At 45.2% G+C, this 26,379-nt stretch carries 25 protein-coding genes; 12 read left to right on the top strand and 13 right to left on the bottom strand.

The features are described 5' to 3' along the window. The first annotated feature begins 93 nt into the window (after positions 1 to 93). The 3 genes from mazG to K1Y79_RS11340 all read left to right on the top strand — a co-directional run bounded on the left by mazG (position 94) and on the right by K1Y79_RS11340 (position 5,494). Positions 94 to 861 carry a nucleoside triphosphate pyrophosphohydrolase gene (mazG, locus tag K1Y79_RS11350; RefSeq protein WP_220250131.1) on the top strand — a complete coding sequence of 256 codons (768 nt, stop codon included), beginning with the start codon at positions 94 to 96 and terminating at the stop codon, positions 859 to 861. A 5-nt stretch (positions 862 to 866) separates the two neighbouring features. Continuing rightward, the gene (locus K1Y79_RS11345; protein ID WP_220250130.1) at positions 867 to 4,646 is read left to right on the top strand and encodes a sensor histidine kinase; all 3,780 of its coding nucleotides are present in this window, start codon (positions 867 to 869) and stop codon (positions 4,644 to 4,646) included. Positions 4,647 to 4,954: 308 nt separating this feature from the next. Continuing rightward, positions 4,955 to 5,494 carry a hypothetical protein gene (locus K1Y79_RS11340; protein WP_220250129.1) on the top strand — a complete coding sequence of 180 codons (540 nt, stop codon included), beginning with the start codon at positions 4,955 to 4,957 and terminating at the stop codon, positions 5,492 to 5,494. A gap of 167 nt (positions 5,495 to 5,661) precedes the next feature. On the opposite strand, the gene plsX is transcribed toward K1Y79_RS11340, so the two are convergent. The 3 genes from plsX to K1Y79_RS11325 form a co-directional block, all read right to left on the bottom strand. Next, a complete protein-coding gene (plsX, locus tag K1Y79_RS11335) occupies positions 5,662 to 6,603 on the bottom strand; it encodes a phosphate acyltransferase PlsX (protein ID WP_220250128.1) in 942 nt (313 codons plus the stop codon). 44 nt (positions 6,604 to 6,647) lie between these two features. After that, the gene (gene rpmF, locus K1Y79_RS11330) at positions 6,648 to 6,842 is read right to left on the bottom strand and encodes a 50S ribosomal protein L32 (RefSeq protein WP_012793868.1); all 195 of its coding nucleotides are present in this window, start codon (positions 6,840 to 6,842) and stop codon (positions 6,648 to 6,650) included. Positions 6,843 to 6,921: 79 nt separating this feature from the next. Next, positions 6,922 to 7,458: a YceD family protein gene (locus K1Y79_RS11325; protein WP_220250127.1), complete on the bottom strand. Its 537-nt coding sequence runs from the start codon at positions 7,456 to 7,458 to the stop codon at positions 6,922 to 6,924. Positions 7,459 to 7,625: 167 nt separating this feature from the next. Between K1Y79_RS11325 and K1Y79_RS11320 the strand changes: the two genes are divergently transcribed. Next, positions 7,626 to 9,647, top strand: a complete 2,022-nt coding sequence (locus tag K1Y79_RS11320) for an ATP-binding protein (RefSeq protein ID WP_220250126.1) — start codon at positions 7,626 to 7,628, stop codon at positions 9,645 to 9,647. Positions 9,648 to 9,656: 9 nt separating this feature from the next. Here the strand turns inward: K1Y79_RS11320 and K1Y79_RS11315 are convergent, their stop codons facing one another. Further along, positions 9,657 to 10,538 (bottom strand): fructosamine kinase family protein, encoded by an 882-nt coding sequence (locus K1Y79_RS11315; protein ID WP_220250125.1) that lies wholly within the window; start codon positions 10,536 to 10,538, stop codon positions 9,657 to 9,659. Then, positions 10,528 to 10,674: a hypothetical protein gene (locus tag K1Y79_RS29120; RefSeq protein ID WP_236059628.1), complete on the bottom strand. Its 147-nt coding sequence runs from the start codon at positions 10,672 to 10,674 to the stop codon at positions 10,528 to 10,530. The genes K1Y79_RS11315 and K1Y79_RS29120 overlap by 11 nt, the downstream gene beginning before the upstream one ends. Here K1Y79_RS29120 and K1Y79_RS11310 point away from each other — a divergent pair. Then, positions 10,630 to 11,640 (top strand): DUF3810 domain-containing protein, encoded by a 1,011-nt coding sequence (locus tag K1Y79_RS11310; protein WP_236059612.1) that lies wholly within the window; start codon positions 10,630 to 10,632, stop codon positions 11,638 to 11,640. The genes K1Y79_RS29120 and K1Y79_RS11310 overlap by 45 nt on opposite strands. Before the next feature lie 4 nt (positions 11,641 to 11,644). Then, positions 11,645 to 14,254, top strand: coding sequence for an MGH1-like glycoside hydrolase domain-containing protein (locus K1Y79_RS11305; RefSeq protein ID WP_220250123.1), 2,610 nt, complete (start codon positions 11,645 to 11,647; stop codon positions 14,252 to 14,254). 85 nt (positions 14,255 to 14,339) lie between these two features. Here the strand turns inward: K1Y79_RS11305 and K1Y79_RS11300 are convergent, their stop codons facing one another. Next, complete coding sequence (locus K1Y79_RS11300; RefSeq protein ID WP_220250122.1) at positions 14,340 to 15,287, bottom strand: arginase; 948 nt, start codon at positions 15,285 to 15,287, stop codon at positions 14,340 to 14,342. A gap of 257 nt (positions 15,288 to 15,544) precedes the next feature. Here K1Y79_RS11300 and K1Y79_RS11295 point away from each other — a divergent pair, with 257 nt between their 5' ends. Both K1Y79_RS11295 and K1Y79_RS11290 read left to right on the top strand, forming a co-directional pair. Beyond that, positions 15,545 to 16,684, top strand: a complete 1,140-nt coding sequence (locus K1Y79_RS11295; RefSeq protein WP_220250121.1) for an acyl-CoA dehydrogenase — start codon at positions 15,545 to 15,547, stop codon at positions 16,682 to 16,684. Positions 16,685 to 16,808: 124 nt separating this feature from the next. Next, complete coding sequence (locus K1Y79_RS11290; RefSeq protein ID WP_220250120.1) at positions 16,809 to 17,486, top strand: YggS family pyridoxal phosphate-dependent enzyme; 678 nt, start codon at positions 16,809 to 16,811, stop codon at positions 17,484 to 17,486. A gap of 100 nt (positions 17,487 to 17,586) precedes the next feature. Here the strand turns inward: K1Y79_RS11290 and K1Y79_RS11285 are convergent, their stop codons facing one another. The 3 genes from K1Y79_RS11285 to K1Y79_RS11275 all read right to left on the bottom strand — a co-directional run bounded on the left by K1Y79_RS11285 (position 17,587) and on the right by K1Y79_RS11275 (position 19,914). Next, positions 17,587 to 18,432: a sigma-70 family RNA polymerase sigma factor gene (locus K1Y79_RS11285; RefSeq protein ID WP_220250119.1), complete on the bottom strand. Its 846-nt coding sequence runs from the start codon at positions 18,430 to 18,432 to the stop codon at positions 17,587 to 17,589. 40 nt (positions 18,433 to 18,472) lie between these two features. Next, positions 18,473 to 18,934, bottom strand: a complete 462-nt coding sequence (locus K1Y79_RS11280; RefSeq protein WP_220250118.1) for a carboxymuconolactone decarboxylase family protein — start codon at positions 18,932 to 18,934, stop codon at positions 18,473 to 18,475. Between the two features lie 134 nt (positions 18,935 to 19,068). Next, positions 19,069 to 19,914 (bottom strand): alpha/beta fold hydrolase, encoded by an 846-nt coding sequence (locus K1Y79_RS11275; protein WP_220250117.1) that lies wholly within the window; start codon positions 19,912 to 19,914, stop codon positions 19,069 to 19,071. A gap of 237 nt (positions 19,915 to 20,151) precedes the next feature. On the opposite strand from K1Y79_RS11275, the gene K1Y79_RS11270 reads away from it, so the two are divergent. Further along, a complete protein-coding gene (locus K1Y79_RS11270) occupies positions 20,152 to 20,511 on the top strand; it encodes a VOC family protein (RefSeq protein WP_220250116.1) in 360 nt (119 codons plus the stop codon). Positions 20,512 to 20,586: 75 nt separating this feature from the next. Beyond that, the gene (locus tag K1Y79_RS11265) at positions 20,587 to 21,828 is read left to right on the top strand and encodes a peroxiredoxin family protein (RefSeq protein WP_220250115.1); all 1,242 of its coding nucleotides are present in this window, start codon (positions 20,587 to 20,589) and stop codon (positions 21,826 to 21,828) included. Between the two features lie 93 nt (positions 21,829 to 21,921). Here K1Y79_RS11265 and K1Y79_RS11260 read toward each other — a convergent pair whose 3' ends face one another. From K1Y79_RS11260 to K1Y79_RS11250, 3 genes are all read right to left on the bottom strand, one after another. Further along, positions 21,922 to 22,230 (bottom strand): YtxH domain-containing protein, encoded by a 309-nt coding sequence (locus tag K1Y79_RS11260; RefSeq protein ID WP_220250114.1) that lies wholly within the window; start codon positions 22,228 to 22,230, stop codon positions 21,922 to 21,924. Between the two features lie 60 nt (positions 22,231 to 22,290). Next, entirely contained in the window at positions 22,291 to 23,013 is a 723-nt protein-coding gene (locus K1Y79_RS11255) for an SRPBCC family protein (protein ID WP_220250113.1), read from the bottom strand. Between the two features lie 149 nt (positions 23,014 to 23,162). Beyond that, positions 23,163 to 23,798 carry a tetratricopeptide repeat protein gene (locus tag K1Y79_RS11250; RefSeq protein WP_220250112.1) on the bottom strand — a complete coding sequence of 212 codons (636 nt, stop codon included), beginning with the start codon at positions 23,796 to 23,798 and terminating at the stop codon, positions 23,163 to 23,165. 143 nt (positions 23,799 to 23,941) lie between these two features. Between K1Y79_RS11250 and K1Y79_RS11245 the strand changes: the two genes are divergently transcribed. Continuing rightward, positions 23,942 to 24,787, top strand: a complete 846-nt coding sequence (locus tag K1Y79_RS11245; protein ID WP_220250111.1) for a 3-keto-disaccharide hydrolase — start codon at positions 23,942 to 23,944, stop codon at positions 24,785 to 24,787. Between the two features lie 22 nt (positions 24,788 to 24,809). On the opposite strand, the gene K1Y79_RS11240 is transcribed toward K1Y79_RS11245, so the two are convergent. Further along, positions 24,810 to 24,989 carry a hypothetical protein gene (locus K1Y79_RS11240; protein WP_220250110.1) on the bottom strand — a complete coding sequence of 60 codons (180 nt, stop codon included), beginning with the start codon at positions 24,987 to 24,989 and terminating at the stop codon, positions 24,810 to 24,812. Between the two features lie 180 nt (positions 24,990 to 25,169). Between K1Y79_RS11240 and K1Y79_RS11235 the strand changes: the two genes are divergently transcribed. After that, a complete protein-coding gene (locus K1Y79_RS11235; protein ID WP_220250109.1) occupies positions 25,170 to 26,366 on the top strand; it encodes an acyltransferase family protein in 1,197 nt (398 codons plus the stop codon). Positions 26,367 to 26,379: the final 13 nt, after the last annotated feature.

The following is a 26,379-nucleotide window of genomic DNA, read 5'->3' as shown; positions in this document are numbered from 1 at the left end:
ATGTAACTAAAATGCCCTATCTGTCAACAAAAAGAAATTAACATAAATCCCTCTGCAAACTTTCCCCCTGCGGGAATTTTTTATATTTGACAGATGGAAAATACTTCTGCCTTCAACCGCCTGCTGGAAATCATGGACGATCTGCGGGAAAAATGTCCCTGGGACAGGAAACAGACTATCCAGACGCTACGTCAGCAAACCATAGAAGAATTGTATGAACTGGCAGACGCCATAACTGAACAGGACTGGAAATCAATTCGTGAGGAGCTGGGAGATCTCCTGCTGCACATCGTATTTTATGCCAAAATAGGCAAGGAGCAGCAGCAGTTTACCATAGAGGATGTTATCAACGGTATCTGTGATAAACTCATCTACCGCCATCCGCATATCTATGGCGACGTAAAAGCAGAAACGGAAGAAGAGGTAAAACAGAACTGGGAAAAACTGAAACTGAAAGAAGGCAAATCCTCTGTGCTCAGTGGCGTGCCGGTATCGCTGCCTGCCCTGGTCAAAGCCATGCGCCTTCAGTCCAAAGCTCAAAAGGTAGGATTTGAATGGGATAATGCTGAACAGGTGTGGGATAAGTTAAAAGAAGAAATGGATGAACTGCATGAAGTAGTGCAGCTGGGGCAGCCTGACCGGATAGAAGACGAGTTTGGCGATGTGATGTTCTCACTGGTCAATTACTCCCGCTTTCTGAAAGTAGATGCGGAAAATGCCCTGGAACGTACCAACAAGAAATTCATCCGCCGCTTTCAGCAGATGGAGCAGATGGCTGTCGCACAGGGCAAAGCGCTCGATGAAATGTCCCTTACCGAAATGGACGCCCTCTGGAACGAAGTGAAAAAATCAGAAAAATAAAGAAGTTGCTGGATATCAAAGAAATAAGGATCTTCTTCATCCGCCATGGGTACCTCCTGATCATTGCTGCATGGTTGTTCACTTTCTCCTTCCTTTTCAGCAATTACTGGTCTTACTACTCTTCTCCGCAGGGGGTAAAACGCAGTCTGGAAAAAAGTATCCAGTTGCGGGAAGAGGCTTTCCAGGAACTGTCGGAAGATACCACCCTGATGGAGCATATCTTCGCCCGCGATCATGATGAAGAAGAAGAGAAAAGGATCTCTGATCTCGGATTCCATGTATTTGCCTATGATAGCAGTACTGCCAGCCGCTGGCTGGTATACTGGAGCACTAACCTGGTGCTGCCGGAAGAGTGGCAGGCACCCCTCCAGCCAGGTATCCGCTTTCTGAAACTGAAGAACGGTTACTACGAAGTAGTCTGTAAAAAACTTCCCTCCCGGCAGAAAGGGCATGAGCGCTATCTCATGGCCGCTATCCCTGTCATGATGGAGTATAGTCTCAGCAATAATTACCTCGTCGATCATTTTCACAATAAACCTGCCCTGGGAATGGAATATACCATTCACCTCAAACCGCCGGGTATTCCGGTGCTGAACGGGCAGAACCTGATATTGTTCTATCTCTATTACGATCGTGCACTCGATACTGGGCCGCCTAACCTGCTCAGTGTCATCCTGCGCGTGCTGGGCTGCATCTGCGTACTGATTTTCATTAACCTGTTTGCCACTATGCTCACCAGGCAAAAGAACCCGATATACGGTTTCTTCTTCCTGTTTGCCGTCATCATATTCAGCCGTGTACTGAGTTATGTCTACCCTTTCCCGTTCAACCTGCGTACGCTCAATATCTTCACTCCGCTGATCTATGCAAAGGATGAAGTATTCCGGTCGCTCGGAGACCTGTTGCTGAACGTGCTGCTAGGCTTCTGGCTATTACTCTTTTTCCGTGAACACGTAAAGACAATCAAGCCACCGAAAGTAACAAACCGTGGGCAGCAACGTGTGGTCATCATTCTTGCCAGTTTCATCATGTATGTGGTAGGAGAATTTCTGTCGCAACTGATCCAGAGTCTCGTTATTGACTCCAGGATCTCTTTTGATGTGGCCAACCCTTTCAGCCTGAATGAATACAGCATTATCGGCTTTATTATCCTTGGTTTTATCTCTTTCAGTTTCCTCTTCTTCTCACAGATTATTAACTATCTGCTGAATGAACTGACCAACTTCCGCCATCGTACCAAATACTTCTTCCTGGCCATTGTAGGTGTTGTGTGGCTGGCATTCCGCCTGCAGAATCCGGATCTTTATTACTCGGTAGCCATGGTCATCTGGCTGATACTTTATGTTGTATTACTCGACACACTGTCCTGGCGTTTTGAGAATAGTCTGGCTACAGTACCCTTCCTTTTCTGGCTGTTCCTGCTTACCATCACGACCTCCGCTGCATTGGTGTATTACAATGATAAAAAAGAGATCAGTCTGCGGGAACGTATGGCTGTCGAACTCTCCAAGCAAAAAGATCCTTATGTGGAAATGCTGCTTACAGACGTTACCCGGCAGATGGAGGAAGACGAACTGCTGCACTTGTTCTTCCAGCAAGGTGCCGGCACGGGTAGAAGTGTGCCCAGAGGGATGCTGGAAAATGAACTGAAACAAAAGTATTTCAAAGGATATCTGGGGAAATTCAATGTTGGTTTCTATCCTTTCAACGAATACTTTGAACCCATCTATGGTGGCGATACGTCTACGTTTCCCACACTCAGCAGACGTATGCTGATGGGATCAGAACTGATAGGAAATGAGCTTTACTATAATGAACGCAGCTTTAATGATTACAGCTACATCGGACGTAAAGATTTTTACAGAAATGGCGTGCCTTCCGGTTACCTGATATATGAACTGACACCCGCCGTTGTCAATACCCAACGCTTATATCCGGAGCTGCTCGTAGATGGAGATATCTATGACCCTGAGAAAGAATCTTCCGCTACTTATTCCTACGCTATTTATGATCAGGGTGAACTGGTCAGTAACAACAATGATTTTGCGTTTCCTGTCAGATTATATGCGTCAGATATTCCGAAGGAAGAGATCACTGTAGAATCAGAGAAAGGCTTTTCCCGGCTTATTTACAAAGCCTCGAAAGACAAGGTGGTCATCGTTGTGAAAGAGAGCAGGAGTTTTGTGGAGTTCATCACCTTGTTTGCATGGATGTTCTGCCTGTTCCTGTTAATTATCGCTATCTACAGAGTACTGGATCTGATGGTGAAAGCGAGGATGCGTATTGGTAATCTGAAGACGCTGATCAATATCAGCATCCGTAAAAAAGTGCATGGTACTATTATCTTCATTGTAGTATTTGCCTTTATCATATTGGGTCTGACAACGATCCTGTTTTTCATCGACCGCTCGGAGAGAGAGAATAAAGAACGTCTCAGCCGCACGATCAACGAGGTATCCCGCGATGTTGAAAAGGTTTTTGAAAACCAGCGTATGTTTGATGATATTGAAGATCTGTATGATCCTATATTCCAGGCTGGCCTGACAGCTGCGATGGCAGAGATTGCGGATGAACGCGCACTGGACATCAACATTTATGACAGGGATGGGAATCTGCAGGTAACGACGCAACCATTGATCACTGAAAAGGGATTGTTGTCGCGGAAAATCAATCCGGATGCATTCCTGCAATTATACCGTGAGCCGAAGATCCAGTGGATACAGAAAGAGAAGATCGGTACTATGAAATACCTCTCCGGTTATGCGCCTTTACGCAGCAATAGCGGAGAAATCTATGCCTACCTGAACGTGCCTTATTTTGCTACGCAGACAGAGCTGAATCAGCAGATCTCCAACTTCCTGGTAGCACTGATCAATTTTAATGCATTTATCTTCCTGATAGCCGGTTTGCTGGCATTGCTCATCACTAATTCTATTACCAAATCATTCTCCCTCGTAACAGAGAAGCTGCGCCATGTAAACCTCGGGCAGCAGAATGATGAGATTGAGTGGGAAAAGGATGATGAAATCGGTGCGTTGGTAAAGGAGTATAATAAGATGGTGCGTAAACTGGAGGTGAGTGCAGCCAGGCTTGCAAAGAGCGAGCGGGAAGGGGCGTGGAGGGAAATGGCCAGGCAGGTAGCGCACGAGATTAAGAATCCGCTGACGCCGATGAAGCTCAGCATTCAGTATCTGCAGCGCGCTATTGATAACGATGCTCCGAATGTGAAACAGCTGTCAAAAAACGTTGCACATACACTGGTTGAGCAGATAGAACACCTGGCAAATATTGCATCAGATTTTTCTGCATTCTCCCGTATTGATGAAGCCAACAGCGAGGTGTTGTTGTTAAATGAGGTACTGCACTCGCTTAAAGATCTTTACCAGATACACGAGCATTGTAGTATCCACTTCACAACGCCAGGGAAAGCCTTTTATGTATTTGCCGATAAAACGCAGATGAACAGGTTATTTACCAATCTGTTGCAAAATGCGGTACAGGCATTACCGGAAGGCAGGGAAGGGCAGGTCAATATAGCCATGACACAGACAGACGATGACTGGGTAGTAGTGAGTGTAGAAGATAATGGCGAAGGTATTCCCCCTGAGATACAGCCAAAGATCTTCGTTCCGAACTTCACCACGAAAAACTCTGGTACCGGCCTTGGACTAGCGATGTGTAAGAACATTGTAGAGCAGGCGAGAGGGGAGATCTGGTTTGAGACCCAGTTGACCGTCGGTACAACTTTCTATGTCAGGTTACCGTTGGAGAAAAACAAAGATTAACACGCAAACATATAGCAAGGTATCCCTGATGGGTCCTGGCAGCTGATAAAAAGAAGAGGACGCTTCGATAACGAAGCGTCCTCTTCTTTTTACCAGCAGTTGTGGGTGTGTTTTTGGTGAATATCCATCTGTTATGTGTGAGTCAATCTTCGATATCATAGTGTATCCAAAAGTACATGTAGAGTACACCTGTATATCCCCGGGATAATAAAGTGTACTTCAGATGTAGTATTAGTGTTGGTACAGTATAAATACCATAGCAGTAACAGGTCGTAACTTAGGGATTGGAACCTCAAAATTGAACTGACATGGCTATTGTAAAGGATAATATACTCCTGCAGCTGGTGCGGGGCTCTATTGGCAGATTGATGACCATTTATGAGCGGAACGGGCAGATTATTATGGCGAAGAAGCGTGGGCCTTCGACGACAAAGCCTACGGCAAAGCAGCTGGAAGCAAGGCAAAAAATGAGATTGGCGGCGGCGCTTGCGCAGCAGCTGCTGAATGATCCGGAGTTGCGTGCGTATTATACGTCGCTGGCCGGGCCGGGTCAGAATGCCTATAATATGGCAGTGAAGGATGCTTATCATTCGCCGGAGATCCAGCAAATCCGGTTGGAGGAGCAGGAGGGGATAGTGACTGCTAAAGACGAGTTCCGGGTGGCAGAGGTGAAGGTGCAGGTAGTGGATGCGGAGGGTAAAGTTACGGAGAGCGGGCAGGCCACAGTGAGTCGTAATGGCGTAGACTGGTATTACAGGGTGGCGAAGCTGCCTGTGGGGGGCTGTGTGAGAGTGATAGCAGTAGATTTACCGGGTAAGGATACGGTGAGGGAGCTGCTGTTGGAGTAGTGTAGTGTTAGTGATGGGCAAATCGTAGTGTTGCCATGACAATTTTACTGGCATAATATCCGGGGATTGGGACCGGAGGGGCGAGGTATTGTGTGTGGGGAAGGTATATCAGATAGCAAAACGGCCCCGGGTTTTGCCCAGGACCGTTTTACTTTCTAATAAAAAAATTATTTTACAAAGCTTTCTCTGATTCTCTCAAGTAGCTTCGTTTCAATCATCTGTTGAGCCAGTGTGATCATGTTCATAAAAGCGGTAGCTTTTGATATACCATGACCTATAATTACCGGTTGAGACACACCCAGAACAGGGGTACCACCGTAGCTTTCGAAGTCGAATTTCTGAATGAACTCATCATTGATGTTGCGTCTTACGGCAATATCATGGAAAGACTCAGCCAGTTTAAGGACTACGTTACCGGTAAAGCCTTCACATACAATTACATCCGCTTTGTTAGTGAGTACATCACGTCCTTCAACGTTACCGATGAAGTTCAGCAGTGGATGTTCTTTGAGTAAAGGATATGTGGCCTGTGCGAGGAGGTTTCCTTTTCCTTCTTCTTCTCCTATGTTCAGCAGTCCAACGGATGGATTGCTGACGCCCAGGATGTGTTTGGAATAAAGGGAGCCAAGGATAGCAAATTGCAGCAGGTTTTCAGGCTTACAATCAGCGTTGATACCAACATCCAGCAAGAGTCCGAAGGATCCATCTTCCCTTGGAACGGGAGTGGATATAGTTGGCCGTTGTACGCCTTCTATCGCTTTGATGGAGTAGAATGTTCCAACCATCATGGCGCCGGTGTTACCGGCACTGATAAATGCATCGATTTTACCTTTTTGCAGGAGGTGAAACCCGATACCGATAGAAGACTGCGGTTTTTCCTTCAGTGCCTTGGTAGGATGTTCATTCATCCCGATAACCTGAGATGAATGAACAACTGAATATTTTGATTGGTCTAACTGCGCATCTGACAACAAGGGCGCTAAAGCTGCCTCATCACCAATCAGCACCAGATGTGCATCATTAGCAACAGTGTCGAAAAATAATTTTACTCCTTTTACTGCTTCGAGGGGGGCAAAGTCGCCACCCATCATATCAAGCCCGATTCTCATGAACGTTTAGGTTTGTCTGTTTGGTCGGGGTAAAAATAGTAAAATTATTTAGTGCTGCTTTGTTTTTCCAATACTACTTTTCCTCTGTAGTACAGTTTGTTTTCTACCCAGTGAGCACGATGTCTCAGGTGCACTTCACCAGTTGCGCTATCAGTGCTTAAAGTATCCGCAAAGGCCTTGTAATGCGTCCTTCTCTTAGCTGATCTTTGCTGAGAATGTCTGCGTTTCGGATTTGGCATCTTATTTAAGTTTTAATTGTCCGTGTTTAAGTTTAATAATTTGAATATCAATCTCCGCCTTTGACGTACACTGAAATTGTTAGTTGTTACGAAATTTGTCCAGATCTTTCCAGATCGGGTTGTCTTTTTCGTTCGCCTGGTTGTTCATTTGGTCCAGCATGTCAAGTATCTTCGGATCACAACCGCTTTTACCTGAACTGTCTGCGGGATGAATACGCTGCATTGGAATACTAAGGTTGATAAACTCATAGATCCAGTCTGCCACATTCAGATGAGATTCTGTCAAAGCTATGAAAGAAACATCTGTGTCATCTTCCTCATTCATCTCGTCGGGATTGTTCACCATCTTTACAACATGTTCAAAATCATCCCATAGTTGTAATTCAAATGGCTGTCCGCAACGATCGCAGTTTACAGATACAGTACCACCGATTTCAAACTTTAACAGGAAGAAGGTATTCTTCTTGTCCAGCAGCAACTTAACCGTTGCATTGCAATTACTGAAATCCTGCGCGCCGTAGTTTTCAAAGAAACTATCCGTAATTTGGTACTCAAATGTATGCTCTCCGGGCTTCAGTCCCACAAAGGCAATATCAAATTGACGGAGTGCTTTCATAATAAAATCCTCACTTTTAGAGGGATGCAAAGGTAACCAAATATTTGCAATTGCAAAAATTTCCTAATTTTGTTGATTCCCAGCATAATATTTCTATATTGTATAGAGTATAAATTTATGTAGAGGAGCGCCAACGAGCGTGAACTCCCAACCAGTCCTAAAGAAGAATGGCCAAAGCCCGGATCAAAGGTACGAGAAATCATCCCATAGCCCGTAGTTTATCTGCGGACAATCCTGCTATATTTTCCCTTCCAGTTAGTGTATTGTTACAAAACAGTAACGCGGGCGTACTTTTAACGGATGGAAATCACCGCGTTATATGGGTCAACCATATATTTGAACAAAATGCGGGTGCCGATGTACGTCTCATCTTCGGGATGTCTTATTCCTCCATTATCACTTTTTTCAGTCGAATGGTCCAGCATGCGCAGGAGTTTGCGCTGAAAATGAGAGAATTACGTCAGAAGAAGAAGCCTTTCTTCGGATGGGAGATCATACTTCGGGATGGACGTATTTACGAAGTCAGCTATAATCCGCTCATAGAAAACGGGCAATTTATGGGCAGCGTCTGGCAGATAGTAGACGTATCCCGCCATAAAATGCCCCGTTCCCAGATGGAGCTTGCCCGCAGGCAGGCAGAAGAGGCCAGGGGCGCTCAGAAGGAATTTCTGGCCAGTATGAGCCATGAAATCCGCACACCCCTGAATGTGATCGTTGGCATGGCGCATCTGCTGGAAGAGACTAATCTGGACACCAAACAGCGGGATTATATTAATATACTCAAACATTCCTCAGGCATCCTTATGGGCCTGATCTCTGATATTCTGGACCTGTCAAAGATTGAAGCCGGCGAGTTGCAGGTCAACCAGCGGGAGTTCAATCTTACTGAACTGGTACAGTCGCTCAGGCATACCTTTGAACTGAAAATGGGTAACCGGCCGGTTGTTATATCCGCTTCCATAGATCCGCAATTACAGACCCGGCTCGTGGGAGATGATATGTTGCTGAACCAAATACTTATGAACTTGTTAGGTAATGCAGAGAAATTTACCCGGGAGGGGAGGATAGCCATTAATGTGAAGCTGGATTCGTGGCAGGAAGATAAGAGGTGGGTCACCTTTCAGGTATGCGATACTGGTATTGGTATTCAGAAAGATAAACTTGAACTGATTTTCCAGAACTATAAACAGGCGGAACAGGAGATTAGAGAAATTTATGGAGGTACCGGCCTGGGTTTAGCCATATCCAAACAGTTGGTGGAATTGCAGGGAGGATCCATTAAGGTAGAAGAAGCTGACGGATTCAGCACCTGTTTTTCCTTTACGCTGCCCTTTATTGATACCCGTAAGCCCTTTGTTTCAAACACAAGGCCAGGATATATGAAAAGGCTACCTAACTTCTCTACCGCCAAGGTATTGGTAATTGAAGATAACCCCATGAATCTGAGGTACATTATCAGCCTGCTGGAAAAATATAATATTCAGCATCAGCTGGCAACTAACGGGCCGGATGCACTCTATTTTCTGGATTCTCGTTTATATGATCTGATTTTACTCGATATTCGTATTCCTGGTCTGAATGGTCTTGAACTGGCCTGCAAAATCAGACAGGATGAGACGAAACCCAATGTAGCTACGCCACTGGTAGCCACTACCGCCCTCGCCATGGAGAGCACGTTTACCCAGGCAAGACAGGCAGGTATCACGGATATTTTAACGAAACCTTATACACCAGACCAATTATTGCAGGTACTGAATAAATACCTGAATGATGACGAAACAGAATTAATAATGGAAGAGTCCACAAATATTTCAGGATTTGAATTTCATCACGAGCTGGATGTAAAGTACCTCAATACTTTATACGAAAATAACATCTCGTATGCTGCTGATCTTTTTGAGATCTTTCTCAAAACAATCAGGGAAGAAGTTGTGAAGATCAGAAAACTCGTGGAAAACCGGGACTGGGAACACCTCAAATTCCAGGTTCATAAACTGAAACCTAACTTTGCTATGGTGGGCCTTACCTGGATCACCAGCAATATGCAGCAGCTGGAAAACACTTTGAACAGCAATAAGCGCATACCACCGGAAGAAGTGGATGCTGTATTTGCGGATATATCCAAAGATCTGGAGAAGTTCTACCCCATTATAGAACAGGAATATGAGCGCATGAAAGAAAGTTCTTAAATCTTTCGCCTAATTAAAGCTATCCAGGATGTCTCTTACGCTTGTATAATAGCTTCCTCCAAACAATAACAGGTGTACCAGCAAAGGGTACAGCTGACATATCCCTATACGTTGCTGCCAGTTTTCGGCCAGCGGATACATGCTCTGATAAGTAAAGAAGAAACGGGTGTCAAAGCCGCCGAAGAGCCTCGCAGTTGCCAGGTCCATTTCCCTGTTGCCATAATAAACGGCAGGGTCATACACACATGCTTTGCCATCACGCCCTACCATGTAATTGCCTGACCAGAAGTCGCCATGTAGCAATGACGGCCGCTCTTCAGGAAATATCTGTGGCAGGTGCTTCCACAGGTTTTCCATCTGTGTGACCATCTGTTTATCAATTACCTGACGGTCGTATGCTTCTTTGGTCAGCGGCTGCAGGCGATTGAACGCATAAAATACAGACCAGCTGCTGTAAGGTGTATTATATTGTTTGATGGTACCTATGTAATTTGCCTGTGGTAGGCCGAAGTGTGGCTGCGTATGCCGGTGCATACGGGAAAGGTTAGCGGCAAAGTTCTCCCAGAAATCAGGATTAGCACCGCCTTTTTCCATAAACTCAGTTATCAGGAACACCTTGCCACCTGAAACGCCCGAAGCCAGTGGGCGTGGCACTGATAAGGTATTGGTAGCATACAATGTCTCCAGACTCATAAACTCTCTCTCGAACATGTCCGGATAATTGTGGGCATCATTCATTTTAAGAAACAGCAGACCACTGTCTGTATTCAACTTAAAATGTTCATTTATATCTCCACCGGGTATTTTTTCTGCGTAATTAATGTGTATTTTCATTCCCGACTGACAGGAAAGTGCAGATGTCAGCTCACCCATTAATATTTCATCGGTCATTCTTTAGCAGGTTGATATGGATTTTAGAAAAAAGGTAAAGGGCAATATCATTAGTATACTGATCACCGTAGTCTGCTTGCTGGTGCTGCATATGCTCTTCGCATTCAGCCATAGGTTTGCTGAGTTTTATTTTCATAGGTTATACGTTTGGATCAGTTTAATATTCCGTCAGGTACTGGGGAAAGTACCGTTCAGTATAGGTGACGTAATTTATACCGCCTGGATTATAAGTCTTGTCATTTATCTGTTAAAGATATGTTATAAAATTATAAAAAGGCAATGGAAATCCGTGGGAATACAACTAATTGGTGGTATAGAAGGCTTATTGATTGTCTACCTGATATTTATGATATGCTGGGGATATAACTACGACCGTAACTCTCTCGAGAAAGATCTGTCACTGAAAGTGAATAACTATACTACCGAACAATTATACCGGCTTTCCGATACATTGTTGCAACAGGTAAATCAATATAAAACCGCGCTGGGAGACACTATTAACGCTACCCATCCAGGGGCTGACAGCGCAGTTATGTTCAGACAGGCGGTAGCTGCTTATGAACTGGCGGCGACCAAATGGCCGGGCTTGCGATATAAACATCCCTGTATCAAACCTTCGTTGTACGGACACTGGTTAAATTACATGGGCGTAGGCGGGTATCTGAATCCTTTTACCGGCGAAGCGCATGTCAATGTAACAACACCTGGCTTCGTACATCCGTTCACCATCTGTCACGAAGTGGCGCATCAACTGGGATATGCTCCTGAGGAAGAAGCCAACTTTGTGGGCTATCTTGTGGCCAGTAATTCTCCTGACGTTCATTTCAGATATGCAGCTAACTTTGAGATGTTTATGTATAGTGTCAGACAGTTGCGACGCCAGGATACTACGCTTGCAGGTGAACTATGGAGAAAAGCTGTACCGGGAATCCGCGCAGATGTGCGGCAGATCAGGGACTTTTACGACAGGTACCGCAGCCCTGTCGATGATTACACATCAATTATTTATGATCAATATCTAAAAGCTAACAATCAGGAAAAGGGCATCCGCAGCTACAGTGAAGTTGTGGGCTGGCTAATCGCTTATTTTAAGATCAGATAACAATATGAATAAGGAACAACAAAGATTACAGCAGAACGGATGGAAGAAATGGGGCTCTTACGTGAGTGACCGCCAATGGGGAACTGTCAGAGAAGACTATAGCGCTGACGGCAACTCATGGGATTACACCACACACGATATGGCCCGCAGTAAAGCCTGGAGATGGGGTGAAGAAGGTATTGCCGGTATCTCTGATGATAAGCAGTTGTTATGTTTTTCTCTCGGACTGTGGAACGGTAAAGACCCGATTATTAAAGAGCGCTTCTTTGGCCTCACCAACGCGCAGGGCAATCATGGGGAAGATGTGAAAGAGTTATATTACTATCTCGACGCGACGCCCACTCACTCTTATATGAAGATGCTGTATAAATATCCACAGCGCGAATTTCCTTACCAGCGGCTCATCGATGAAAATGCCCGCAGAAGTAAACAGGAGGGGGAATTTGAACTGATTGATACCGGTATTTTCAATGATGACAAATACTTTGACGTTTTTGTAGAGTATGCAAAAGGAGATACTGATGATATCCTTATCAGTATCACCGCCCATAATCGTGGCAATGAAGCTGCAGACCTTCACCTGCTGCCTAGCATCTGGTTCCGCAATACCTGGGTCTGGGGCAGACATCCTTACAAACCTGCCCTTTGGGAAGAAAGTGACAGCGCTATACGTATCTCGCATGAGAAATTAGCGGTAAAATACCTTTACCAGGAAGGTGGTGGAGAGATCGTATACTGTGAAAATGAAACCAATAACCGCCGTCTTTATGACGTAGACAGTAATACCCTTTACCCAAAAGATGGTATCCATGACTATGTGGTACATGAAACCAATACTGTCAATCCGGAAAAAAAGGGTACAAAAGCAGCAGTACACTACAACCTCTTTGTGCCTGCAAAAAGTCTTGCTACTATACGTCTGCGTCTTACAGACAAAGAACTGAAAGCGCCTTTTGCTGACTTTGATGAGATATTTCATGCCCGCCTGGAAGAGGCAGATGCCTTCTACAGCGATGTACAGGAAGGCGTTGAAGATGCCGACCAGCGACTGGTACAGCGGCAGGCGCTTTCCGGCATGCTGTGGAATAAGCAGTTCTATTGCTATAAGGTACAGCAATGGCTGGATGGCGATCCTGCTGGTCCGCCACCGCCACAGGAAAGATTAAATGGGCGTAACAAGAACTGGAAACAGCTGAATAACGAAGATATCATCTCCGTACCCGATAAATGGGAATTTCCCTGGTATGCAGCCTGGGATCTGGCATTTCATTGCGTTACCCTGGCTATGGTGGATCCTGACTTTGCCAAGCAGCAGTTACGGCTGCTGACCGAAGAATGGTATATGAACCCTTCCGGTGAGTTTCCTGCATACGAATGGGCCTTCGGTGATGTAAATCCTCCGGTACATGCCGGCGCTACCTACAGAGTATTCAAACAGGATGCTGCTATTAGTGGCAGGAAAGACTATGAGTTCCTGGAAACAGTCTTCCATAAACTGATGATCAACTTTACCTGGTGGGTGAACCGGAAAGACAGTAACGGCAGCAATATATTTGAAGGTGGGTTCCTCGGCCTGGATAACGTAGGAGCCTTTGACCGCAGTATGCCATTGCCAAGCGGAGTAAGGCAGGAACAGGCAGATGCCACCAGCTGGATGGCAATATATGCGCTTAATATGCTGCATATTGCCCTGGAACTGGCCAGCTATAATAAGGTATATACAGGAATGGCCACCAAGTTCTTTGAGCACTTCCTCTATATCGCCGGTGCAATGGCCAGTATGGGAGACGTGGAGAACGGACTATGGGATGAAAAAGACGAGTTCTACTATGACCAGATTCGTATGCCTGACAATCATGTGGAACGCCTTCGCCTGAGAAGTATGGTTGGACTGATACCGCTCTTTGCCGTAGAAGTGATATCTACTGAGACGTTAAAGAATAATCCTGCTTTTGAGAAACGTATGTCCTGGTTCCTGCGTCACAGGCCGGATCTGGCACAGCTGGTATCCCGCTGGAATGAGGAAGGCCAGGGTAACAAGCATCTGCTCAGCCTCCTGCGTGGTCATCGTATGAAACGCCTGCTCAGCAGAATGCTGGATGAAGCAGAGTTTCTGGGTGAATACGGGGTGCGTTCCCTGTCCAAGACCTATGAGAAAACGCCTTTCATATTCCGCAAGGACGGTATTGAACTGAGCGTAACCTATCTGCCAGGAGAGAGCGATAGCTATACCTACGGCGGTAACTCCAACTGGAGAGGTCCGGTATGGCTGCAGATGAACTTCCTGATGATAGAAAGTCTGCGCAAGTTCCATTTCTTCTATTCAGATGATTTCAGGATTGAATATCCTACCCGTAGTGGTCAGTACTACTCCCTGAAAGAGGTCGGTACAAAACTGGCTGAACGCCTGCTGAAAATCTTCCTGAAAGATGAGAACGGCCGGAGAGCAGTGCATGGAGATAATGAAAAGTTGCAGACTGACCCTTACTTTGAGGGGTTAATACAATTCCATGAATACTTCCACGGAGATAATGGAAAAGGACTGGGTGCAGCACACCAGACAGGCTGGACCGGGCTGATTGCTAACCTGATCAAGATGGTGAACAATCCGTAAGCAGGAGTGGAGATAAAAGCGTTAAGCATGAATGGTGGGTCAGCCGCAAATAACGGCACCGACTTTCATGCTTAACGCTTTATTATTAGTTGAGCAGCAATACGTTAACGCTTCGTTGTAAGATATTGAAGGCTATTTCTGCCATCAGGTTTTCTTTATCCAGCGTCGGATTCACCTCTGTAATCTCAAAACAGCACACTTTCCTGTGCTGCATGAATTTAGAGATCAGGTCTTCTACCTCGCGTTCCCGCAGTCCATTAGTTACCGGAGTGCCGGTACCTTTGGAAATAGATGAATCCAGGCTGTCCACATCAAAAGATACATAGATATACTCACAGTCGCTCAGGTAGCGGAATACAGAACGGGCAATCTGCTCAGGGCCTTTACGGCGTACCTCGTTGGTAGAGATTACTTTCATTCCGTAGGACTTAATCAGGTGTTCTTCTTCCTTCTCATAGTCCCGCAGGGAGATGAATACAATATCTTCCGGTAATATTTTAGGCGCAATACCTCCGAGGTTTTTCAGTGCTTCCCATGTTTTGATAGTATTGTCATCGACTTCATGGACTTTGCATTCCAGGTTATCTTCTGCGATAGATATTGCTACCGGCATACCATGCATATTGCCGGAGGGAGTGGTAAAAGGAGTATGCAGGTCGGCATGGGCATCAATCCAGATAGCGCCTAGTTTAGCTTTCGGGCGCGCCATCTTCAATCCGGCAATAGTAGCGCCGGCAGTGCTATGGTCGCCGGATAGTACCACTGGAAACCAGTTTGCTTTAACAGTTTCAGAAATGCTTTTGCTGATCCTTTCATACAGCGCCAGGGTGCCCTTGATTCGTTTGGCATAAGGAGATTCGATCGGCTCAAACAGCAGCTTATTCTCTGTTTCTATGGATTCGGTAGGGAAGTGTACAAAAAAATTGCTCATAAAATCCAGTGCAGCTATTTTGATGGCTTCTATACCCAGGCTCGCGCCACGGGTACCTGCTCCAATTTCCGACTTCACCTCAATGATCTTGATATTTTTCATAAAAGAAAGTTATCCTTGCTACCAAGCTACACGATTTTAACAGAATGGTTTTCAAACCCTATTGTCGAGGCGTATATTCACTTGCGGTAAACGATAAAACAATTGCAATAAGGACCGTGTATCTTCAAATAATCTTTAATGTTTTGCTGATAATGATGGATAACCATGAATTTTAAAGGCAGTATTTTTTTAGATGGGTATTAAAAAATAGATTTGAAAAACTGATAAGTTAACAAAACCCAGTAAAACAAGATTCCATGGATTTTCAACTTACTGAAGAACACCTCATGATACAGAAGGCGGCACGTGATTTTGCCGTAAATGAACTACTTCCCGGCGTTATAGAGCGTGACGAAAAACAACAATACCCTGCAGAACAGATTAAAAAGCTGGGCGAACTCGGTTTCCTGGGCATGATGGTAGATCCGAAATATGGCGGTGCCGGATTGGACACCGTTTCTTATGTACTGGCCATGGAAGAGATTTCCAAGATAGACGCATCCACCTCGGTATGTATGAGTGTGAATAACTCCCTGGTATGCTGGGGACTGGAAACTTTCGGCACAGAAGAGCAGAAACAGAAATATCTTGTTCCCCTGGCAAAGGGAGAAATTACAGGCGCTTTTCTGCTGAGTGAACCGGAAGCAGGTTCTGATGCTACATCACAGCGTACCCTGGCAGAAGATAAAGGTGACCACTACCTGGTTAATGGCACCAAGAACTGGATCACCAATGGTAGTAGCGCCAGCGTATACCTGGTTATTGCACAGACGCATCCTGACAAGGGTAGCAAAGGTATCAACGCCCTGATTGTAGAAAAAAACTCTCCTGGCGTGGTAGTAGGCGCTAAAGAGAACAAGATGGGTATCCGCGGCAGCGATACGCACAGCATCATGTTCCAGGATGTAAAAGTGCCGAAGGAAAACAGGATAGGAGAAGATGGCTTCGGGTTCAAATTTGCCATGAAAACACTAGGTGGCGGCCGTATAGGTATTGCTTCTCAGGCATTGGGTATAGCCAGTGGCGCGTATGAACTGTCATTGAAATACGCCAAAGAAAGGAAAGCCTTCGGGAAAGAGATCAGTCAGCATCAGGCCATCCAGTTTAAATTGGCTGATATGGCAACCAGAATAGAAGCCTCCCGCTTGTTATGCCTGAAAGCTGCAAGAGAAAAAGATTTACATCTGGATTATACCCTAAGCGGCTCTATGGCAAAAGTATTTGCTTCAGAGACTGCCATGTGGGTAACTACTGAAGCTGTACAGGTACACGGCGGTTATGGGTATGTGAAAGAATATCATGTAGAACGCCTGATGCGCGATGCCAAGATCACACAGATCTATGAGGGCACCAGCGAGGTGCAACGCATCGTAATAGGAAGATCTATTTTAGGATAACGATCTGCACCAGAACAATCATATACATCCCGGTTGACATGCTCATCCGGGATGTGTCTTTTTAAGGGATGACAAGCATCATCGCGGATTTGTAATTCGTAGCTGATTACAATACTTTTGCAGCATGTCAGTCAATTTATCAGCATACAACAGGATCAACGAACAGCTATTGCCGTATAACGCAAAGCTAGTGGCCGTGTCGAAGATTAAACCCCCGTCAGATATTAAGGCATTGTATAATGCCGGTCAGCGTATCTTCGGAGAGAACTATGTACAGGAGTTGCAGGAGAAGCAGGCGTTGCTGCCGGCAGATATAGAATGGCATTTCATCGGGCATCTTCAGTCCAACAAAGTCAAATATATAGCGCCTTTTGTCAGCATGGTGCATGCAGTCGATAGTATTAAATTACTGGAAGAGATCAGCAAACAGGCGGCTAAGCATAACCGCGTTATCCGTTGCCTGCTACAGGTACATATTGCAAAGGAAGAAACGAAATTCGGTCTGAGTGATGAAGAGCTGATAGCGCTCCTGGAATCACATCAGCAGCAAGCCGCCCGCTTCGCTAATATAGAAATAGCCGGTTTAATGGGAATGGCTACCAACACCGATGATATGGAGCAGGTAAGGACTGAATTTCGTCACCTCCATACATTACAGCAAAGTCTGAAACAACGTTTCTTTGCGGATACTAACGCCTTTACTGAGCTGTCAGTTGGTATGAGTGGTGATTATACCATTGCGCTGGAAGAAGGTAGTACCATGGTCAGAATAGGTAGTATGCTATTTGGCGCAAGACTATAAACAGCTGGTAAGCAGGAATCAGGAAGTATGCCATTGCCTGATCGCGCATATTAATAGCGGTAAGGTTGATAAGCTGCCAACTCCTGATTCCTGCTGCTGATTACTGGTTCCTGAATGACTTCAGTTTATCCGGATCCAGCACTGTAGATATCTGTGATATCTTGTTATCCTCTTCCGAAATGGTGAACACCTGTACACCATACAATTGCTTCTCCATATAAAACAGCAGTGCCGGCTGGTGATTGATCATAGTAAACCTGAAAGTAAAGTTCTGCTGATATTTGTTGTATACCATCAGTATCAGTGCTGTCACATCCTGCAGACCGGTACAGATCTTCTTCGCTACATTCACCTTACCTCCGCCATCTGCATAGAATACAATGTCTTTTGATAGCATATGTTCCAGTCTTTCTGTGTCGCCTTTTCGTATGGCATGCAGATACTGGTCCAGCAGGGCGGCAGATACGGTTCTGTTATTAAGCGGCATACCTTGTTTCCGCTGGTCAAGTTTTGCCTTTGCACGGCTGAGCAGCTTGCGTGATTGCTCGATACTGCCGGCAAGTACATCTGCAATCTCTTCGTGAGAATACCCGAAACCTTCCTTGAGAATAAAAACCGCCCTTTCTTTGGGATTTAGTTCTTCCATCAGTATCAGCATTGTATAGGAACCGATATCCCGCAGGTGCAGCGCTTTATCTGCTTCTTCTGTGGCCACCGGTTCCGGTAACCATACATCTTCATAATTAACCGTTCTGCGCTTATTTTTGGCATTGATCGACTGGTTGATCACACTGCGTACCAGGTATGCTTTTTCATTCTCTATTCCTTTTTTATTGGCGGCAATATAATTAGACAGTACATCCTGTATAGTATCTTTTGCATCTTCTGCAGAACCAAGAATATTATACGCGTACGGAAACAGTGTGTATTGATAATCTTTTAACATAGTTTATCCAGATGATCGTTGCTAAAATAAGAAGGTTTCTTTAGGCAAACTGCCCTACTTTGTAGTGGCCTGGTACTGTCTTAAATGTTTTATTCAGCCTGTTCCAGGTATTGACGGTAGCAATAGCAATAGTGAGCGTGGCAATCTCCTCGGTAGTGAAAAACTCCGTCAGTGCATTGTATATATTATCGTCAATGTCCTGCTGATTTGCATTTGTCAGCGCTTCTGTAAAGGCCAGGGCGGCACGCTCTCTATCATCAAAGTAAGGGGTTTCTCTCCAGGCAATTACACCATGCAGGCGCTGATGGGTATCGCCGTGCGCAATAGATTCCTTATGATGCATATCAAGACAGAATGCACAGCCATTAATCTGTGATGCCCGGTAATACAGCAAGGATAACAGCTTTTGATCAATATCTGATGTTTTCAGATAAGCGCCGATACGCATCATTGAACTCATAAGTTCCTGTGGTACTTCCTGGAAAGTGATTCTCTGTGTCATATTAATCGTTTTTGATGTAATGAAAGTGTTTACGATAATATGACAGGTCAGTCAATCAAAACGTGACAGGAAATTAGAAAAAGTTTTTGGGATGCAGCGTTGTACTTATCTGGATTGAATAGTGATGCCAGTCTTTATTTTTCCTGCAGGTAGTTAACGATCTTATCCAATACCTGCTGATCACGAATGATTTTGTAATGACCTTCCCCCCGGATGGCAAAGCCTTCTACTTCCGGATGCTGTTCCAGAAAGTAGGCTGACTGTTTCGGAGAAATGATTTCATCATTCTCATCATAGATAAAGAGCATCCTGTTGGTCTTTACTTGCCTGAACTGTTGATGCATATCCATTGTGGCAATATCGTCTTTCAGCTTCTCGCGTACAATACCAGGAATAACTTTACGCACTTTGTTGTCCAGTTGCATCAGATCATAGGCTTCATCGAAGATAGCAGGAGCAGAGATGGAGGCTGCAATAATGATCAGTTTCGGAACATATACCTGTTCCCTGGCTAATGTCAGCGTCGCTGCCAGGCCTCCGAAAGAATGTCCGATAATACCATATATACCAGGGTATTTTTCCAGGATGGCGCGTATCACATGCATCCATTGGATCATGTTACTGTTTTTGCCGGTAGAGAATCCATGTGCCGGCTGGTCAAAAGAAATTACCTGGTAACCATTGTCCACAAGAGTGTTGACCATATGTCCGAAGTCGAGAGCGCTGCCACCCCAGCCATGTAATAATAATATTCTTGGTCCACTGTTGCCCCAGCTGTAAGTTTTTACATTGATCTGTTGCTTGCTGAAAGCATATGCTGTCAGCGGTGTATTACTTTCTGCAGCTGATTGTCTGAGCGTCAGATGGTGATGGCGGAAGGTCCTCCTGGGAGGTTTGCTGAAGAAATGAAGGAAGGTTTTGGCAGCCATCCGAGGAGAAATAGTGCCGATAATAGAAAAGGCTAACCTATACTTTTTCATGATCTTGCTTTAAACGCCTGATAACGATATCAAAATTCAGTTTACACGCACGCTCAAAGGTACTTCTATGTTGGCAGAGTTTGTATTTACTGAATATGTTTTTTACTTTAGACAGCAGACAATTAAAAACTATGAATTACCAATTGGTAATCAGGGATTCATTAGCATTGACGTCCCCGTATTGCAAATTCCCTATTACTGACAGATAATCGCTGATTGCTAATTTTCACAGGAAGTATGACACAATTAAATCTCGTAGTTATCAGAACCAACAGACAGGACGATCAGGTAAGATTTTACACTACCCTGGGGTTAACCTTCAACCATCACCGGCATGGTAACGGGCCTTATCACTACAGCGCCATAATAGGAGGACTGACCTTTGAAATTTATCCCTTGCCCGCAACTGAGCATGAACCTGATACCACCACCCGGCTGGGTTTTACTATAGAAAGCCTGAATGCAACGCTGCAATGCCTGGAGGAAATGGGCATTGAAACAGTACAGGCACCTGCCAGTACTGAATGGGGATATGCCGCTGTGGTAAAGGATCCGGATGGACGTAGGGTCGAGCTGATAGAAAAATTAATCAAATAAACTTTTGTTATCTTCAGTATACTCTACTAATATTGTAGGATAAATAAGACGTAAAATAGGTACGCAAACTATAATATGAAGAAATTTTGGCTTTTATTATGCCTTCCGGCATTCATCTTCGGTACGCAGCTTGAAAAGTGGGATCTTGAACCTGGTGTATGGCAAGCCAGCCTGCACAGGAAAGACGGCGCGGATATCGTTTTTAATTTTGAAGTGAAAGACAGCGCCCGTAAGAAACTTATCTATGTGCTTAATGCGAACGAGCGCCTCCTGGTCGATGATGTAAAGGTCCAGGGAGACTCTGTATTCATCAGAATGCCTTTCTTCGACTCAGAATTTCGGGCTGCCTTCAGTAAGGCAGGCCGTCTGGAGGGTAACTGGATACGTCACCTGGCAGACAGAGATGTCAGTATCCCATTCTCTGCTGCACACAATGTAAAACAACGTTTTACACAACATGCGCCTGCAAACGGCAATGTGTCAGGCCGCTGGTCTACCTGGTTTACAGCACCGGGCAAGAGTGATTCTTCCTATGCGATCGGGGAATTTAAACAACAGGGTAATATTGTACATGGCACCTTTCTCACATCTACCGGTGACTATCGTTTCCTGGAAGGTGTTGTAGACGGAGATACACTGAAACTTTCCACATTTGATGGTTCTCATGCCTATTACTTTACGGCCCTGGTGAAAGGCAATGCCCTGGAAAATGGTGTATTCTATGCAGGTATCGGAGATGGTAAGGAAAACTGGACTGCTGTTAAAGACGACAAAGCCGTATTGCCGGATGAAACTGCCCTTGCATCTGCCAAAGCGGGCAGTGGCCGCCTGGATTTCAGTTTTAAAGACATCAATGGTAAAAAGGTAAGCTTCAAGGATAAGCGATTTGCTAATAAGGTCGTAGTGATCACCATTATGGGGTCCTGGTGTCCTAACTGTATGGACGAAACAGGTTTTCTGGCAGATTGGTACAAAGAGAACAAAGCACGTGGGGTAGAGGTGATAGGGCTGGCATACGAGCGCACTACTGATTTTGCCAAATCACAGAAAAGCCTGCAGGGCTTCCTGAAAAGATTCAATGTGGATTATCCGGTACTGATCACTGGCGTAACTGTATCTGATCCTGAAAGGACAGAGAAAACATTACCACAGATTACCAAAATAAAGGCATTCCCAACCACAATCTTTGTTGATAAGAAGGGAAATGTAAGAGAGGTACATTCTGGCTTCTCCGGGCCTGGTACAGGAGAACATTATGAGCATTTTAAGAAGGAGTTCAATACGCTGGTAGATGGCCTGCTCGCTGAGAAGTCCTGATGACAGATATTAACCAACCTGACAAAAAAAGAGGCGGTGACAAGCTATAAGCTGCACCGCCTTTTTCTTTTATTGCTGGTCATCCGTTGTCAGTTACACAGATTCTTTCGCTTCTTTTTTGAAGCTGTTGAATGTCTCGATGGACTCGTCCAGCAATGTGAGGATACGTGTTCTCACATCGTCTTTCAGACCAGTCACTTCATGCTCGAAAATATATTTTAACTCAGTCAGTCCATCTGCACCTTTCCCTAATATCTTCTTAACCCGGCCCTGTAGATGATGGGCAGACCTTCTGATTTTCCTTCTGGTTTCTTCACCGCTATCAGGAGCAGTCAATAATCCGATAGCCATTCCTGCAGCCACACCAGCCAATGCTCCACATAAAATTTTCGCAGTGCTCATAATTATGATTTTAAAGGTGTAATAATTACGTGTACAATGATTTTCCAAATATTGGGCCAGTTAGGCAGTAATCTCACCTGTTTCCACATAATGCTTGAATCGCATTACATCCTTTTCTACCATTTTATGGAAAGCACTGTTCAGTAACCACGCCAGTCCTGTACCTACATAACCTGCCGGTGGACGGTACGCTATGACTACCTCTATCTCTGTACCTCCGCCGATCGCATCTGAGAAAGTTACCTTACCTGCAGTAGCAACATTAGAACCCGGGGCAGAGCGCCAGCCGATCAGTGCACCGGCTTCATCCTTAATGATCTCTGCATCCCATTCCAGGGTCCCGATGCCTCCAGGGCCTTTAACTACCCAATGAGAATGGTAATCGTCGTGTTCTGTAATAGAGGCCAAGTGCCGCATAAAGTGGGGCAGATTTTCCAACCTGCGCCAGAAATGATATACTTCGTCTCGCGGCTTTTCTACGACAAACTTAGCCCGCACATTGACAGTACTGTTATGCCTGTCACTCGTTCTTCTGCCAGCGTAGGCGGATAACGGACAGTTCCCTGACATGCCCCTGTACAATAGGTAACCACCGGCTACCAGTCTTAACAGGCTCCTGATCGGATGCTTTGTTACATTGTTGATTGCTGAATTTGCCAGTAGAGCGCCACCGACAATAGAGGCGATACGCCCCTGCTTGCTTACGTTCAGGATATTCGACTGCTCGTATAGCCTGGTAGCGCGGGGTTCGCCGTGTCCGTTTAGACTTCTGAATGTATTCATAAACAATGGGTTTTTAATATCAGATAATGCTAAAATCTTGCTTGATTAATAAAGTGTTAATAATTAATTTGTTATAAAGCCAGTCTATTGTGGAGTTGCGTAAAAAATTGCCCATCCTTTTGTCTTATCTTCCGAAGGATATTGATTACTTACTTCATTTGTTCTTCCAGTTCCTTGGCGATGTTTTCTCCCCATCTGGGTGACAATTCATCTTTCGGCTTAAATGCTGTAAACTTTTCTGCTGCCTCTTCAGCTACAGGAGCTGCTTTCTTCTTACCTCCGCCAAATATGCCCGGCGTATGATAAATTACAAGCGCTTTCATCAGATAGGCTCTTGGATTACTGCTGTCGGCAGCTATTGCCTTATCTGAGTAATTACGGCTTTCAGGGCCAAGTGATACGCCTCTTGTATTATTAGCATTAATACGTGCCGACAGCCAGTAGGCCATTAACGTCAGGGTTTCTGTATTATCCGGCTGCAGCTCAAGCGCCTTCTTAACATAAGGTTCTGCCTTATCTGTACTTGGCTCAGCTTCCCCTTTAGGTGCGCGGAACGATGATTGGGTATATGCCCATCCGGTATAATATTGTAACAGCCATTCATCCGGATGTGCAGCAGCCAGCTTTGACAGTTGTGCCGCGCCTGTCTGCCATTTGCTGAAGTCAGTTGTCGCTTCCAGCTGACTGATTTCTTTTTTCAATGCACTTTTCCAGTCGGCATGCTGGCTCTTTGCTGTATAACCCGATATGATAAGTGTGAGCAGTAATGTTGTAAAGAGTTTCATAATAATGCTTTGACTTGAATATCCCTAAATACATGCCAACTCAATAAATCCCACCTCGCTGCATAATAACGCATAACTGAGGGGCCTGGTTCTGTAATATGTCCGATTTACTGACTATCTTAAGGCAATAAATTAAATGACGTATGAAAAAACTATTCACGTGCGGGCTGTTACTGCTCTCACTCACTGGAATGGCGCAAAAGAAGGCGAATAAGGGTTGGATACAACTTTTTAATGGTAAAGACCTTACCGGATGGGATGTCAAGATTAGAGGCCATCAATTGAACGAAAACTATGGGAACACCTTCCGGGTGGAAGACGGGCTACTGAAAGTACGTTATGACCAGTATAGCAATTTCAATGAGCAATATGGTCACATTTTCTATAATAAGAACTATTCAGCCTATGTCGTAATGGTTGAATATCGCTTTGTGGGCGAACAGGTGGCTGGCGGACCAGGATGGGCACTACGTAACAGTGGTATTATGCTGCACGGACAATCAGCTGCCAGCATGGGCAAAGACCAGGACTTTCCAATTTCCCTGGAAGAGCAGCTGCTGGCTGGAAATGGTAAAGATCCACGCAATACCGCAAACCTATGTACGCCGGGAACCAATGTTGTCATGAATGGTAAGCTGATAAAGGACCATTGTATCTCCTCCACTTCCAAGACTTATCATGGCGAACAATGGGTGAGGGCAGGCGCACTGGTATTAGGCGATTCCGTGATCAAACATTTCGTGTTCAACGATACCGTGATCGTGTATAATAAACCGCAGGTAGGCGGAGGCAGTGTATCTGACGCCGATAGCAAACTGCTGGTAGAAGGAAAGCTGTTAAAAGAAGGATCTATCTCCCTGCAAAGTGAGAGTCATCCTGTTGATTTCAGAAAGGTGCAGTTATTCGATCTGTCTCCTTATGTAGGCGACCCGGTAAAGCTGGACGCTATACTGAGAAAACTACAGCAACAAGGTAAACAGCTAAAATAAAGAAAGAGCCGGACACCGCGGCTCAGGCCATAGTGGCTCTCTGAAAAGTGGTGTCCGGAATCGTAAATTGTACCGCTCCATGCGGAGGCCTCGGTGGTCTTGGTGGCTTTGGCGGACGCGGAGGACCATGACGAGGCGGAACGCAACTTGCTCCTGCCAGCAATAATCCAAATACCGCGGCTAATAGTCGTCTCGATTTCATATTAACTGGTTTGAATACGCGGATATAAAACAAATTACATGCCGTTACCACTGAACCACACTCTTACTGTTCTCCGACCGCATCCCCCGCTTTATAACCTTTCATAAAGGATATCATACGGATATCTGCTACAGCGCTAATTTTATATTCTGCCGCCCAAAATCCGCAGCCCTTCCTTTCATGTCACAGCCATTATCCGCCGGTAAACACCTTGCCGGATTAGATCATTTACGCGCCTTCGCGATCACCTTTGTATTCCTGTATCATTATCGCATCTTTCAACATCCCGAATGGATTGATACTATCGGAGCTTTCGGATGGACGGGAGTTGATCTATTCTTTGTACTAAGTGGTTTCCTGATCGCTTCACAATTATTTGAACAGATAGACCGGCACGAACACCTATCTTTCCGTACCTTCTTTATCAAGCGTTTCTTCAGGATTATTCCCGCTTACCTGGCCGTATTGTCGCTCTACTTCCTGTTGCCGGTCTTCCGTGAAAAGGAAGCACTGCCACCGCTCTGGAAGCTCCTGACCTTTACTCAGAACCTCGGTTTAAACCTGAAAGAACGCGGCACATTCTCGCACGCCTGGTCGCTCTGTATTGAAGAACAGTTTTATTTTCTCTTTCCAATCATCTTAATAATGCTGGTAAGATGGAAGGCCCTTAAACTGGGACCTTGGCTCATCGCATCGCTCTTCCTGGCGGGGTTTGCCATTCGTATATGGTGCTGGTTTGAGTTGGTTTCTCCCGCGCAGGATACAAACCACTATTGGGTAACGTGGTATATGTGGATGTATTATCCAACCTTTACGCGTCTGGATGGCTTATTAACCGGTGTAACGCTGGCAGCTGTATTTGTGTTCCTGCCTAATGTAAAACGGCAGCTGATAGCCAGGGGGAATATGATGTTACTTGCGGGACTGTTAATACTTATGGCCTGCTGGTGGTCCTTTGTGGACAACCCTACTACTTTTACAGCTTCCGTATTCGGCTTCCCGCTTATAGCCCTGGGTTACGGTACAATAGTGGCCGGCGCTGTCAGTAAAAACAGTTTCCTCGATAAATATAAGCTATCCTTCACAGCTACACTGGCTGCCTTGTCATATGCTATTTACCTTTCCCATAAAGGCGTTATTCACCTCACACAAATGGCACTTACTGATATCGGAATAGAAGCCGACAGCACACTTTCTTTCTTTATCTGTACGATAAGCTGCATACTGTCGGCCTTTCTTCTGCGTATGATTGTAGAAAAGCCTTTCCTGCAAATCAGGAACAAACTGCTTGGAAAAGCATATCGGTCTTCTTCCCAGCAATCGCTATCATCATCACAGACCCAACCGCATACCTCTCAGCTGCATTCTGATAACTGATTGCAGGCCCTGC

Source organism: Chitinophaga rhizophila (assembly GCF_019492185.1).
Lineage (GTDB): Bacteria > Bacteroidota > Bacteroidia > Chitinophagales > Chitinophagaceae > Chitinophaga > Chitinophaga rhizophila.
The sequence above is the reverse complement of the archived record's forward strand: the minus strand, read 5'-3'. Positions and strand labels throughout refer to the sequence as shown.

Bases quoted from the DNA above. Each gene is read 5' to 3' on its own strand.
- mazG (WP_220250131.1), top strand. From the start codon at position 94: ATGGAAAATACTTCTGCCTTCAACCGCCTGCTGGAAATCATGGACGAT.
- K1Y79_RS11340 (WP_220250129.1), top strand. From the start codon at position 4,955: ATGGCTATTGTAAAGGATAATATACTCCTGCAGCTGGTGCGGGGCTCT.
- plsX (WP_220250128.1), bottom strand. From the start codon at position 6,603: ATGAGAATCGGGCTTGATATGATGGGTGGCGACTTTGCCCCCCTCGAA.
- rpmF (WP_012793868.1), bottom strand. From the start codon at position 6,842: ATGCCAAATCCGAAACGCAGACATTCTCAGCAAAGATCAGCTAAGAGA.
- K1Y79_RS11325 (WP_220250127.1), bottom strand. From the start codon at position 7,458: ATGAAAGCACTCCGTCAATTTGATATTGCCTTTGTGGGACTGAAGCCC.
- K1Y79_RS11320 (WP_220250126.1), top strand. From the start codon at position 7,626: ATGGCCAAAGCCCGGATCAAAGGTACGAGAAATCATCCCATAGCCCGT.
- K1Y79_RS11315 (WP_220250125.1), bottom strand. From the start codon at position 10,538: ATGACCGATGAAATATTAATGGGTGAGCTGACATCTGCACTTTCCTGT.
- K1Y79_RS11310 (WP_236059612.1), top strand. From the start codon at position 10,630: ATGCTCTTCGCATTCAGCCATAGGTTTGCTGAGTTTTATTTTCATAGG.
- K1Y79_RS29120 (WP_236059628.1), bottom strand. From the start codon at position 10,674: ATGAAAATAAAACTCAGCAAACCTATGGCTGAATGCGAAGAGCATATG.
- K1Y79_RS11305 (WP_220250123.1), top strand. From the start codon at position 11,645: ATGAATAAGGAACAACAAAGATTACAGCAGAACGGATGGAAGAAATGG.
- K1Y79_RS11300 (WP_220250122.1), bottom strand. From the start codon at position 15,287: ATGAAAAATATCAAGATCATTGAGGTGAAGTCGGAAATTGGAGCAGGT.
- K1Y79_RS11295 (WP_220250121.1), top strand. From the start codon at position 15,545: ATGGATTTTCAACTTACTGAAGAACACCTCATGATACAGAAGGCGGCA.
- K1Y79_RS11290 (WP_220250120.1), top strand. From the start codon at position 16,809: ATGTCAGTCAATTTATCAGCATACAACAGGATCAACGAACAGCTATTG.
- K1Y79_RS11285 (WP_220250119.1), bottom strand. From the start codon at position 18,432: ATGTTAAAAGATTATCAATACACACTGTTTCCGTACGCGTATAATATT.
- K1Y79_RS11280 (WP_220250118.1), bottom strand. From the start codon at position 18,934: ATGACACAGAGAATCACTTTCCAGGAAGTACCACAGGAACTTATGAGT.
- K1Y79_RS11275 (WP_220250117.1), bottom strand. From the start codon at position 19,914: ATGAAAAAGTATAGGTTAGCCTTTTCTATTATCGGCACTATTTCTCCT.
- K1Y79_RS11270 (WP_220250116.1), top strand. From the start codon at position 20,152: ATGACACAATTAAATCTCGTAGTTATCAGAACCAACAGACAGGACGAT.
- K1Y79_RS11265 (WP_220250115.1), top strand. From the start codon at position 20,587: ATGAAGAAATTTTGGCTTTTATTATGCCTTCCGGCATTCATCTTCGGT.
- K1Y79_RS11260 (WP_220250114.1), bottom strand. From the start codon at position 22,230: ATGAGCACTGCGAAAATTTTATGTGGAGCATTGGCTGGTGTGGCTGCA.
- K1Y79_RS11255 (WP_220250113.1), bottom strand. From the start codon at position 23,013: ATGAATACATTCAGAAGTCTAAACGGACACGGCGAACCCCGCGCTACC.
- K1Y79_RS11250 (WP_220250112.1), bottom strand. From the start codon at position 23,798: ATGAAACTCTTTACAACATTACTGCTCACACTTATCATATCGGGTTAT.
- K1Y79_RS11245 (WP_220250111.1), top strand. From the start codon at position 23,942: ATGAAAAAACTATTCACGTGCGGGCTGTTACTGCTCTCACTCACTGGA.
- K1Y79_RS11240 (WP_220250110.1), bottom strand. From the start codon at position 24,989: ATGAAATCGAGACGACTATTAGCCGCGGTATTTGGATTATTGCTGGCA.
- K1Y79_RS11235 (WP_220250109.1), top strand. From the start codon at position 25,170: ATGTCACAGCCATTATCCGCCGGTAAACACCTTGCCGGATTAGATCAT.